The following is a 12,259-nucleotide window of genomic DNA, read 5'->3' as shown; positions in this document are numbered from 1 at the left end:
GAAGCCGCCGGGCACAGCCCGGCGTCGCTGAATCGCTCCGGGCGGGTGGGGGTCTACCTGGCCGCGATGTGGCAGGACTACCAGCACACTTCAGCCGATCACGGTGCGGCCGGAGAGCCGGCAGTGATCGGCGCGACCGCCAGTGAGGCAGCAAACCGGATCTCGCACGCCTTCGACTTCGACGGACCCAGCATGGCCGTAGACACGTCCTGCTCGTCATCCCTGGCAGCCCTGCACCTGGCGGTACAGAGCATCCGCAGCGGAGAGTGTGACAGCGCGGTGGTCGCGGCGGTCAACCTGCTGACCCATCCTCATCACCTTCGGCTGCTCAGCGATGTCGGGCTGCTCGCCGAGCAGCTGCCGGCCGGCGCCTATGACCCGCACAACACCGGGTGGAGCCCGGGCGAGGGCGTCGGCGCGGTGCTGCTGCGCTCAGCGGCGAGTGCGGCCCGGGACGGCGATACCGCCCTGGCGGTCATCGAGGCCGTCCACGTCGGACACCACGGCGGCAGCGGTCGGTTCGCCAGCCCACAGGTGGCGCCGCTGGCTCGCTCGCTGGTCGAGACGCTGGCGCAGGCCGGTGTCGGCATCGATGACGTCGACTACGTCGAATCGGCGGCCTCGGGTGCGCTGCTGGCTGACGCCGCCGAACTCGAGGCGCTGCAGCTGGCCTTCGCCGACCGATCCGAGCCGGTCCGGCTGGGATCGGTCAAACCGAACATCGGTCATCTCGAGGCGGCGGCGGGCCTGTCGCAGCTGACCAAGGTGCTGCTGCAACTGCGGCATCGCCGGTTCGCACCGACCGGATATGCAGAATCGGCGATGACGAGTCCGGGACCGGCGCTGCGGCTGACCGACCGGGCGGCGGCGTGGGACTCGGTGGGCGGCGCGCCGCGGCGGGCACTGGTGACCGCGGTGGGCGCGACCGGCTCGTACGGGCAGCTGCTGGTGCGCGAACCGGATCCGGTCGGCGAGCGGACGGCTGTCGCGGGCGAGCAGTGGCTGCCGCTGTCGGCGGCCTCGCCCGGGCAGCTGGCCGAGCTGGCGGGCCGGCTGGCACGCCATCTGAGGCGACGGTTGGCCGCTGGCGATGCACCCGAGCTGGTGGACCTTGCCTTGACGCTGCAGGACGGTCGGGCCGAACTGCGGCACCGAGCCGTGATCAGGACCGCCTCGGCCGGCGAACTGGTCGAGGCATTGGAGGCGCTGTCGCGGGGACTGCGCCATCGCGCGCTGGACCGGGCGACCGGGCCCGCTGCGGCATGGTCTGCCGGCGACGGCGTGGATTGGTCGCCGCACCGCAGCCCGGGCGGCCGCCGGGTGCCGCTGCCCGGCTACCCGTTCGAGGTGAACCAGCACCGGTTGCCACCGGCAGGACCGCGAGCCGGTGACCTCAGCGATCAGGGATCGCAGTCCAGTGGCGAGATGACGGCGGCATCACACGCGTCCGCCCTGGTCGCCTCCCGGGCCGCCGCTCGGCTGCTGGAGATCTTCGCCGACGTCACCGGGGTGCCGAAGGACCGGCTCGATCCGACTAGCGCCTTGCACGACTATGGGATCTCATCGGCGCTGATCCTGGAACTGGCCGCGAGGCTGGCCGAACACTATCCCCAGGTGTCAACCTCGCTGCTGTACGCCGTCCGTAACCTCGGCGAGCTGGCTGCCGAACTGGATGCCTTCGACCGTCCGGCGACCCGCCCCGGACGACCCCCGCAGCGCCCGGTCGAGGATGCCATCGCCGTGATCGGCATGGCCGGGCGCTATCCGGGTGCGGCGGACCTGGCGGAGTTCTGGCAGAACCTGCGCGACGGCGTGGACTCGATCACCGCACTGCCCGCCGGACGCTGGCGGGCGGGCTGGCCGAACGATCTCATGGTGGGCGGTTTCCTCGACGGGGTCGAGGACTTCGACCCGATGTTCTTCGGCATCACACCGCGCGAGGCCGTATCGATGGACCCACAGGAGCGGCTGTTCCTGCAGGTCGCCTGGCATGCCGTCGAGGACGCCGGATACAGCCGGGCGCGGCTGCGGCAGCTGCATGACGGTGCCGTCGGGATCTTCGTGGGCTCGATGTACAACGAGTACCCGTTCTTCGGCCTGGTCGACCCGGCAGGCACCGCCGGGACCGCTGGCGCCGCCGGTACGTCGGCCACTGCCGGCGCAGGTGAGGGACGGCTCACCACCGGATCGGCGATCGCGGGCATCGCCAACCGGGTTTCCTACGTCCTGGACGTGTGCGGCCCGAGCATGACGGTCGACACCATGTGCTCGTCGTCGCTGACCGCCCTGCACCTGGCGGTGAGCAGCCTGCGTCGAGGCGAGTGCCGGGCAGCCCTGGTCGGCGGGGTGAACCTGTCCCTGCATCCCAACAAGTTCCGGCAACTCCGGGAACTGGGGATGAGCTCGTCCGATCATCGGTGCCGCAGCTTCGGCGCCGGCGGGGACGGCTTCGTACCGGGTGAGGGCGTCGGCGCCGTCGTGCTCAAACCGCTGCGCGCAGCCGAAGCCGACGGCGACCGCATTCTGGCCGTGGTGCTGGGCACGGCGGTGAACCACGACGGCCGGACGCACGGCTACACGGTGCCGAGCCCGGTGGCGCAGGCCGGCGTCGTGCGGGCCGCACTTGCCGACGCGGGACTGTCCGCTGACGGTATCGGCTATGTCGAGGCGCACGGAACGGGCACCTCGCTCGGGGATCCGATCGAAGTCGACGGTCTCACCCGGGTCTACGGTTCGACCGGAACGGTGGCGTTGGGCTCGGTCAAGTCCAACATCGGCCACCTCGAGGCTGCTGCCGGAATCGCCGCGCTGACGAAGGTGGTGTTGCAGCTGCAGCATTCGAGGCTGGTCGCCTCGCTGCACGCCACCGAACTGAATCCGCACATCGACTGGACCCGAACGCCGTTCCGCCTGCAGCGGCACGACCAGCCGTGGCCGGCGGGCCTGCCCCGGCGGGCGGCGATCAGCTCGTTCGGGGCGGGCGGTGCCAATGCGCACGCCATCGTTGCCGGTTACTCGACGCCTACCCTGGCCGCTGCCGCGTCGGACGCACCCGCTGCGCTGCTGCTCTCAGCCCGGACCGCTGGGCAGTTACAGGTGATGGCCGGACGGCTGGCGGCCGCGCTGGAAACGGCAGGGGCGCCGTTGGCCGACGTCGCGTACACGCTGCGAGTGGGCCGGGAACCGTTGGCCGAGCGGGTGGCACTGGTCGGCTCGGACCGGCACGCCCTGTGCCAGGCCTTGCGAGCGATCGCCGCCGGTGGTGCGGTGGCGGAGCGCGACGTGCTGGTGTTTCGCGGCCGGGTTCCCACCGGCGTCTGGCCGGCCCCGACTGGGATTCTCCCTTCCGGCCCAACCGATCCGCCTGGCACCACTGATCGCGCCGGCACGACCGATCGTGCCGGCACCCCCGATCTTGCCGAGGCCGCCGAGCGCTGGGTCGCCGGTGCTGCCCCCGGCTGGTCAGCGCCCGGACGGATCGTGTCACTGCCGGGCTATCCCTTCGCAGCTGCCCGGTACTGGCCGCGGGGATCCGGGCCGGCGTGCCCGCCGCTGTGGGGTCACGGCTGGGCCCCGGCCGGTCCGGCCGGCGCGGACGACCTCGGTGGTCGCCGGTTGCTGCTGTTGCTGGCCCGCCCCGACCAGCGGCGGCTGGTCGCCCGGCTGTGCGAGGCGTTCGCGGTCTCGAACCCGGTCGTTCGCTGGGTGGGCGCCGACTGGTCTGCCAGCGCGGCCGACATCGACGCGCTGATCGACCAGTCCGGCCCTGTCGACGGCGTGCTGGATCTCTGCTCACTGCCCGGCGCGGAGGAACCCGACTGGGGCAACCGGCTGGTCGCCCTCCAGCGGGTACTGGCCGCCCGGCCGCCTGGCGGCGTCCGGATCCGGCTGGTGACGAGTGGGCTGGCCGACGTCGACGGGGCGGATGCCTCGCTGCGCGGTGCCGAGCTCGCTGGCTTCGTCCGGATGATCGGTGCCGAGTACGGGCAGGCCTCGTCGGCGGTCATCGATCTCGACAGCCCGGAGGACGTCCTCGCATCGGCGGCCGCGATCGAGCGGAGCTGGTGGCGAGCCGTGCAGACCGGTGAGCTGGTGCTGCGCGGTGATCGGGAGTTGACACCCTGCCTGCAACCTCTGGTGCCCTCGTCGGGGGGCTGGCTGGCCGACGCCGAGGGCAGCTATCTGATCACCGGCGGCACCCGCGGTCTCGGTGCGACCATCGCGGCGCACCTGGTTCGGCGCGGTGCTCGCAAGCTCGCGCTGGCCGGCTTGCGCCCGGTGCCGGCACGCGGCACGTGGAACGATCCCGAACTCCCCGAGCACGAGCGAGCTGCGGTGGAGGCGATCCTCCGGCTCGAACAGGCCGGTGCTCAGGTGCTGACGTTCGGCGGACCGCTGGGGGGCGAGGATTTCGAGCGCTTCCTCACCGAGGTGCGCACCACGCTCGGTCCACTGCGCGGCATCGTGCATGCGGCCGGACGGTGGAGCCCGCCGGCATCCCTGACGGGTAAGGGCGCCGGGCCGGTTCGGACGGTTCTGGAGCCGAAGGCCGCTGGTGCGCAGCGCGTCCTGGAGCTCACGAGCCAGGATCGGCTCCAGTTCACCGTGCTGGTTTCCTCGATAGCTGCCGGCATACCACGCCTGGGTGCCGGGGTCAGTGACTATTCGGCGGCCAATTCCTGCCTGGACTACGCCGCCGGGTACCAGCGCCGAGCCACTGGCAGGGACGTCCGGTCGGTGCAGTGGCCGCTCTGGTCCAACGCACCGGCCGAGAATCCAGCCGCACAGCTGGGAATAGCGGTGGTCGACGACTCCAGCGGGCTGGCAGCCTTCGACGCGATCCTCACCGATGCGGTACCCGCGGTGACTCTGGTCGCACCGATCAGCACCAGCAACTTCGATCCCGAACAGGCACTTCAGGTCCGGCCCGTCCCGGCCGGCGTCGGATCGCCGCCGGCCGCGGTTCCGGTTGCTGCTCAAGCAGATCCGGCACCGGTGCAGAGCAGCCACGTCCCGGCACCGGCCATGCCAGCCGGCGGGATTGCTCTGGTCGCAGGAGCGGTGCCTGACTGGCTGCTGGACATCTTCGCCACCGCCCTGGCCATTCCGCCTCACGAGCTCGACCCTGCCGCATCTTTCGCCGACCTGGGCGTGGAATCCGTGCTGCTCGCCGAGCTGCTCGACAAGATCGAGCGGGTGCTCGGCATGCCGCTGGAGCCGGCGCTGCTGCTCGATCATCCGACGCTGCAGTCGCTCTCGGCTCGGCTGGGCGAACTGGTGCCACCAGTCCCGAGCCAGGCCTGCCCGCCGGTGCCGGCGGTCGAAGCCACCGTTTCCGGGCCGAGCTCCGGCCGGGAACCTGCCGACCACCGGATAGCCGTCATCGGAATGGCCTGCCGCTTCCCGGGAGCCGCGGACGTCGAGCAGTTCTGGCACCTGCTGCGCGCCGGCCACAGCGCGGTCACCGAGGTGCCTGCATCGCGCTGGGACGTGACCTCGCTGTATGACTCCCACGGCGACCTGGCAGCCGGCACCACGACCAGCAAGTGGGGTGGCTTCGTCGAGGGGATCGAGTACTTCGACCCTGAATTCTTCGGAATGGCCGACGGGGAGGCACGAGACCTCGACCCGGCGGTGCGGTTGGCGATGGAGGCCACCGCCACGTGCTTGAGCGATGCGGGATATTCCGCCGAGGAGGTGCGTGGTGCCGACGCCGGCGTGTTCCTGGGAGCACGGATGTCGGACTACCGCCGCCGCCTTCGGAGAACCGGACCGCTGCGGCTGGGCGGCGGCCAGAACTTCATCGCCGCCTGGATCGCCCAACACTACGACTTGCGCGGGCCGAACCTCGTGGTCGACAGCGCATGCTCCTCCGCGCTGGTCAGCATCCAGCTCGCCTCCCGGAGCCTGCTCGCGGGCGAGTCGCGGATCGCGTTCGCCGGCGGGGTCGAGGTCCTCCTGGACGAGCAGCCCTACCTGGAGTTCAGCCGCGCGAAGGCACTGTCACCGCGCGGTCGCTGTGCCACCTTCGCCCGCGACGCGGACGGGTTCGTACCTGGCGAGGGTTGCGGGGTGGTGCTGCTCAAGAGGCTGGCTGACGCGCTGGCCGACGGCGACCGGGTGCATGCGGTGATCGAGGCTGTAGCGGTCGGCAACGACGGCCGGACGATGGGGCTGACCACCCCCAATCCGGGCGCCCAGGCCGACGTGGTCCGCCGTGCCCTGGCGCTGGCCGGGCGAGATCCGGACGAGGTGTCGCTGATCGAGGCGCACGGCACCGCGACCAAGATCGGTGACCCGATCGAGTTGCGGGCGCTGAGCACCGTCTTCGACCACGGCGGGAAGCCGCGGCCGAACGGCAGGTGTGCCATCGGCTCGGTGAAGTCGAACATCGGGCACCTGCTCAGCGCGGCGGGCATCGCGGGGCTGATCAAGGTGGTACTTGCGGTGGAGCGGGGAGAGATTCCGCGGACGCTGTTCTGCGAGGAACCCAACCCTCGCTTCGACTTCGCCACCTCACCCTTCGTGCCTGCCGTCGCACCGGCCGCCTGGCCGCCCGGCCCGCGGGTCGCCGGGGTCAGCGCCTTCGGCTTGGGCGGTACCAACGCGCACGCGATCGTCGCCAGCGCTCCCTCCTGGCCCGGCGCTGTGCGCCGGTCGCTGCCGGCGCCACAGTTTCGCCGTCGGCTTCTGTGGTGGCCGGCGCCGGCTGCCGATCAGTGGCCGGTTCCCGCCGCACCAGCGGATTCCGCCCCCCGGCCGGAGCGGGTCACGGTAGCCGCACCGCCGCCGGATGCGCCCTTGCCGCTGTACTCGTCCGTGCTCGAACTGTCCTTTTCCACCGCGAATACCACCGGGGATCCCATCGCGAACCACATCCGTACGGAGTCAGCTGATGAGCACCACCACGACGAGTACCGTGTCGCTGCCGAGCGGCCTGCCTGAGCTGCGTCCCTCCCGATCAGATGCCACCGCCGCCGAGCGGGCCCGGTCGCTGCGGGCCTCCATCGATGCGGCTGTCAGGGACTTCGGCGCGGTGCTGGTGCGTGGCCTGGACGTCAGCGATCACGACACCGCTCGCGAGGTCGGGCGGGCACTGATCGACCGGCCGATGATCGAGCGTGAGCCGTTCGCGCCCCGGGTGGACAAGGGCGGTGGGCTCTACTCCAGTTCGGAGTGGCCGGCCGACTCGCCGCTGTGCATGCATCACGAGCTCAGCTATCTCAGCGAGGTGCCGTCCCGGATCGTGTTCAGCTGCCTGCGGGCGCCAGCAGCCGGCGGCAGCACCGGCCTGGCCGATGCCGGGCAGGTGCTGCGATTGCTGCCGGCCGGCCTGCGCGATCGAGCCGCCCGGCATGGCTGGTTGCTCACCCGCAGCTACAACCCCGCCCTCGGCATGAGCTGGCAGCAGGCTTTCGGCACCGACGACCGGGCCGAACTGGTTCGGCTGTGCGCCCGGGAGCGGATCACGCTGACCTGGCCGGCTGAGACGGTGCTGCATACCTCCCGGGTCCGCCCCGCCGTCGTGGCACACCCGCAATCAGGTGTGCAGTTATGGTTCAACCAACTGGCATTCCTCAGCAGTGCCACGATGGATCCGGTCATCCGGGACTACCTGCTGTTCGAGTTCGGTCCTGACGGGTTGCCCTTCGATACCGCTCTGGGTGACGGCTCGCCGCTCGGCGCGGAGCTTGTCCAGGCGATCAATCGGGCCTACGACGGGTGCACGCTGGCAGAGCCATGGCGAGACGGTGATGTCCTGGTCGTCGACAACCTGCGGATGGCGCACAGCCGCGCGCCGTTCGAGGGAGCCCGCGAGGTCGTGCTGATGCTGGGTAACCCGGTTCGAATCGATCCGGGTCTCTCGGCCGGTCAGGGTTCTCCGCCGGCCGAGCCGGGTCTGGGAATCATTCGAAACTGAGCGAGCGGTAGAGCGCGACCGAGCCGCTCAGCCCGGCGCAGGCGCGCAGGGCATCGGCCAGCCGGGACCGGTAGGACGGCTCATCCGGGTCCAGCAGCAGGCCGAGCATCGTCCCGCTGTGCGCGGCGACCACCCCCAGCGCCCCGACGTCGTCGCAGATCTCGCGCATCGGGGTCAGCGTTCGCTTCGGGCACAGTTGCTGGTTGAGCTCCGCACTGGCAGTGGCCAGCCGGCCCACGGTGCGAAGGTCTCGGCCGGCAATGGCCAGTGCCATCGAGTCCAGAACGTGCTCGTAGTAGCGGCGGTCACTGACCGAGAACGGTTTCTCGAGCTGGTTGAACGCCACGGTGTCGACGCTGCCGCCCTCGTCCAGCCCGAGGATCGTCAGGGACGGAAGGCTGCCCAACCGGCCCCGTAACCGGACCCGCCGGTGGTCGAAGGACACGATGCCCGGATACATGACCCCGTCGGTCGGTTCGATCGGCCGGATCAGGTTCTCGATCCCGGACGGCCGCAGGCGCAGCCCGAGGGCGTTGGCCACCGCACGCGCCGTCGCGACCAGATCGGCCGACGAGCTGGCCATTCCCTTGCCCTCCGGAAGGGTGCTGGTGAGATCGAGCAGACCGCCGCCGCCGATCGCCGACCGCCTCAGCATGGACTGCGCCAGGTGTCGAGCCTTGCTCTTGTGCGCGGGAGACACCCGCACCTCGTCTGAGCCTGCCTGGTACCGGAAGGTGGCCGCGCTCCAGTGCGCGACCGGCAGCGTGATCAGGAAGTCACCGTTGCGTCCGGGCAACGCGCCCTGGGCCAGCTCGCCGAAAGTGCCGAAGCTGGAACTCACCCCGGTCGCTCCGGTAGCCGGCGATGCCAGCGCCTGGCAGGTCAGGAACGTCACGACGCGGTACTGCAGGCATAACGAGGACAGGCCCGCAAGACGGTCCGCGCGGCGCTCGCCGCGGCAGTCCGGATGAAGTACTCGCCGTCGCACTCGAGCTGATGAAGACTGACATCGGCAGCGATCCGGCTCCACTGCCCGACCAGGCCCGTCGGATCCTGATCCCCCGCGACGATCAGCTCGACCGGGGCCTGCAGGCGCGGGCGTTCGGCCAGCAGGTAATCGGCGGCGGCACAGACGTCATGCCGGTAGGCGCGCCCCACCAGGTCACCGCGCTCATCCTGCAGCAGGTCGAATTCGACGTAGGCGCTGCTGTCGCGCAGTGCGGTGGTCAGCTCACGATTGCTCAGCGCCTGAACCCGGGCGCGTTCGGCACGCACGTCCGGCGGGTAGACGAACGGCGGCGAACCGAGGAACACCCGCTCGGCGGGGCGGCCTGCCGCGGCGAGCAGGTGGGCGAGTTCCAGCGCCGGAGCCGCGCCGGCACAGTGGCCCCAGATGAGCAGCGGCCCGGTGCTGTCGGCCAGTTCGGCCAGTGCCAGCTTGGCGATCGTTGCTACATCGAGCAGCGCCTCATCGCGCACCGCGACGTCATGGCCCGGCAGCTCGGCGCCGAGAACCGCGAAGCCGCTTCGGCTCAGCTCCAGCGCCAGGGGCCGGAAGTTCACCGCGTTGCCTGCGGCGTAGGGGAAGCACACCAGGGTGGCGCTGGCGTCGGAGCCAGCGGTGGCCAACGGTTGCAGCAGCGTCCGGGCAGGCCGGCCGGCAGCCGGCGACGACTCCTCGATCATCGCTGCCAATTGCCGGATGGTCGGAGCGGAGGTCAGCTGGCGCAGCGTGATGGTGCGGTCCAGTTGCACGACCAGCCGGACAGCCGACAGCGAGGTGCCGCCCAGGGCGAAGAAGTTGTCGTCGAGCCCGACCTGGCCGACCAGAACGCCCAGCACCTCCGCCCACGCCGTCGCAAGCCGTCGCTGGGTGGGCGTCGTCGGCGAGGCGAAGGCCGGGGCTGCCTGGACCGTTACGCCGGCGACAGCCAGCAGCGCCCTCTTGTCGATCTTGCCGTTCTCGGTGAGCGGCAGCTTCGGTAGCCGGTGCAGGTAGGGCGGCACCATGTAGTCCGGCAGCGTCGCGGCAAGGAAGTCGACCAGGTCGGCTACCTGCAGGTCGGGGGAGCCGGTGTAGAAGGCGACCAGGTTCCGGCTGGTGTCCTCCGCGCCGTCGAGCACGACCGCGCAGTCGGTGACTCCCGGCACCAGCGCCAGCCGGTTCTCGATCTCGCCGATCTCGATGCGGTAGCCCCGGACCTTGACCTGCTCGTCGCGACGGCCGAGGAACTCGATGGTGCCCTCCGGGAGCCACCGGCCGAAATCACCGGTGCGATAGAGCCGTTCGCCCGGCCGCCACGGATCGAGCGTGAACGCCTCCGCCGTCCGGTCGGGGTCGTTGACGTAGCCGCGTCCGACGCAGATTCCGGAGAACACGATCTCACCGGGGGCACCGGTCGGCACCAGGCGCAGTTGCTCGTCGACGATGTAGGTGCCGACATTGCGCAGGCTGGTGCCGACCGGCACACTGCCTCGAACCGGCGGTGCGTCCAGGATCGCGTGCATGGTGTCGTCGCTGACCTCGGTTGCGCCGTAGGCGTTGACCAGTGGAATGCCTGGGAACAGCGCGAACCAGCGCTGCACCAGCGGGTATTTCAGCGCCTCGCCGGTCACCGAGACCCGCCGCAGGTCTCCCAGCTTCGCCGGATTGCGCTGCAGATGGTCGACGAGAACGTCCAGGTATGCCGGAACGAGCTGGACGACCTCGATGCCGCCAGCGGCCAGCAGCGCCACGAACTGTGCGACGTCGAGCTGATCGGCGACGTCGACGATCAGGGTATGACCACCCACCAGCAGCGGCGCCAGCAGCTGCCACAGCGAGATGTCGAAGCATTGCGAGGCGGTCTGGGTCACCGTGTCGCCCGCGGCCAGCTCCAGGTCATCGACTTTCATCAGCAGATGGTTGAGCATTCCGGCGTGCTCGCACATCACGCCTTTCGGCGTGCCGGTCGAGCCGGAGGTGAAGTAGATATAGGCCAGCTGATCCGGCCGGACCGCACGGGGCTGTGCACCGGGGCCGGGCGGCACCCGCGACAGGTGGATCGTGAAAGGTTCGGCGCTCGCAGCGCAGGCGGCCTTCAGGCTCGAGTCACCGGCATCGTCGACGATGGCGAACCGCACGGCGGCACGAGCGAGCTGGGTGGCAACCCGGGCAGCCGGGAAGTCCGGCCGGATCGGCAGGTACACCCCGCCCGCGCGCAGCACCGCAAGCGTGGCGGCCAGCCAGGGCAGCCCTCGGTCGGCGACCACCGCCACCACGTCCTCGTCCTGCAGGCCGGCGGCCAGCAACGCCGCCGCCAGCCGGCCGGCGTGCCGGTCCAGCTCGGCGTAGCTCCACTGCTGGTCACGGTGGGTCGCGGCGATCACGTCCGGGTGCATGGCGACCCGCAGTGCGAACAGCTGCGGAAAGAGCTCGTCCGGCAGCGGCCGGTCCGGCCCGCGGTGCGCGTGCAGCAGCTCGTCGAGCTCGGCCGGTGCGAGCAGCGCCTGTGCCGACACCGACGAGTGGGGCTCGGTGAGGATCAGCCGCACCGCGCGCAGCAGGTACCCCGCGACACGCTGGACGTAATCGCGCTCGATCAGGTCCGGCCGGTGGGCCAGCCGCACCACGAGCTGGTTCGCGACCCACCCCGGCGCTACCCGCAGCACCGTGTCCCTGCTCAGCAGGTGCTCGGTCGGCGGGGTGCCGCCGAGGAATGCTGTCAGGTCGAGCTCCGTCTCGGCGCCGGGCCGCGGCGCGGGGCGCGCCAACCGGGTAGCAGCCGCCGCGGCCACCAAGTCGGCCCAGGACCCGTCCGGCCACTGCCCACCGGCGAAGCCAGCCCCTCCGGCGAGCCGAACTCCATCGGCATCGACCAGGAGGGTGGCCGGCTCCTGCTGCGAGGTGATCGCCCGTAGCACGCCGAGGTGGGCAGCCAGCAGCAGATCGGGCGGCCGTACGCCTAGTTCGGCAGCGACCGGGTCCAGGCGGGCGACGAGTTCGGCGTTCACGGTCACCTGGCAGGAGGCTTGACTGCCCGCCGGTGCCCGGTCCTCGATCCGGAACCAGCGGGGCAGCGTCGCGGGACCGGTCGATTCCGGCGAGGAGCGCAAGGTCATGGGTTCTCCGATGTGATGGGGCTGCGTGGGAGTCGATCCATCGACACGCGCAGGTTGAGAGCGGCCCGATCAGCTCGGTCGCCGGCTGTGTCAGCGTCGTCGGCGGTTGCCACCACATGGCCTATCCGGTCCCGGAAGCTGTGCGTGACGCCGATCCGGTCGCCGATCTCCACCGTGAACGTGGCACGCTCGACACCCTGGACCTGGCGGGCTTCCGGCAGGCCGTGCTGGGCGCGC

General features: G+C 70.9%; 5 protein-coding genes. 2 read left to right on the top strand and 3 right to left on the bottom strand.

What is annotated here, in order from left to right; all coding sequences use genetic code 11:
- Both VF542_RS02595 and VF542_RS02590 read left to right on the top strand, forming a co-directional pair.
- The coding region (locus tag VF542_RS02595) for a beta-ketoacyl synthase N-terminal-like domain-containing protein (protein ID WP_408650147.1) at nt 1-6,945 on the top strand (6,945 nt) is incomplete at its 5' end.
- The gene (locus VF542_RS02590) at nt 6,896-7,921 is read left to right on the top strand and encodes a TauD/TfdA family dioxygenase (RefSeq protein ID WP_408650146.1); all 1,026 of its coding nucleotides are present in this window, start codon (nt 6,896-6,898) and stop codon (nt 7,919-7,921) included. The genes VF542_RS02595 and VF542_RS02590, both read left to right, overlap by 50 nt.
- Here VF542_RS02590 and VF542_RS02585 read toward each other — a convergent pair.
- The 3 genes from VF542_RS02585 to VF542_RS02575 are packed head-to-tail and all read right to left on the bottom strand — an operon-like array spanning nt 7,908 to nt 12,243.
- The gene (locus VF542_RS02585; protein ID WP_408650145.1) at nt 7,908-8,816 is read right to left on the bottom strand and encodes a kinase; all 909 of its coding nucleotides are present in this window, start codon (nt 8,814-8,816) and stop codon (nt 7,908-7,910) included. The two genes, VF542_RS02590 and VF542_RS02585, sit on opposite strands and share 14 nt — an antisense overlap.
- Nucleotides 8,813-12,022 (bottom strand): amino acid adenylation domain-containing protein, encoded by a 3,210-nt coding sequence (locus VF542_RS02580; protein WP_408650144.1) that lies wholly within the window; start codon nt 12,020-12,022, stop codon nt 8,813-8,815. The genes VF542_RS02585 and VF542_RS02580 overlap by 4 nt, the downstream gene beginning before the upstream one ends.
- Nucleotides 12,019-12,243: a hypothetical protein gene (locus tag VF542_RS02575; RefSeq protein ID WP_408650148.1), complete on the bottom strand. Its 225-nt coding sequence runs from the start codon at nt 12,241-12,243 to the stop codon at nt 12,019-12,021. Before VF542_RS02575 ends, VF542_RS02580 begins: the two co-directional genes overlap by 4 nt.
- Nucleotides 12,244-12,259: the final 16 nt, after the last annotated feature.

Origin of the sequence: Jatrophihabitans sp., assembly GCF_036389215.1 — a bacterium.
In the GTDB taxonomy this organism is placed as follows: domain Bacteria; phylum Actinomycetota; class Actinomycetes; order Mycobacteriales; family Jatrophihabitantaceae; genus Jatrophihabitans_A.
The sequence above is the reverse complement of the archived record's forward strand: the minus strand, read 5'-3'. Positions and strand labels throughout refer to the sequence as shown.

What these genes read in the sequence shown, in the direction of transcription:
- VF542_RS02590 (WP_408650146.1), top strand. Translation starts at nt 6,896, where the DNA reads ATGAGCACCACCACGACGAGTACCGTGTCGCTGCCGAGCGGCCTGCCT.
- VF542_RS02580 (WP_408650144.1), bottom strand. Translation starts at nt 12,022, where the DNA reads ATGACCTTGCGCTCCTCGCCGGAATCGACCGGTCCCGCGACGCTGCCC.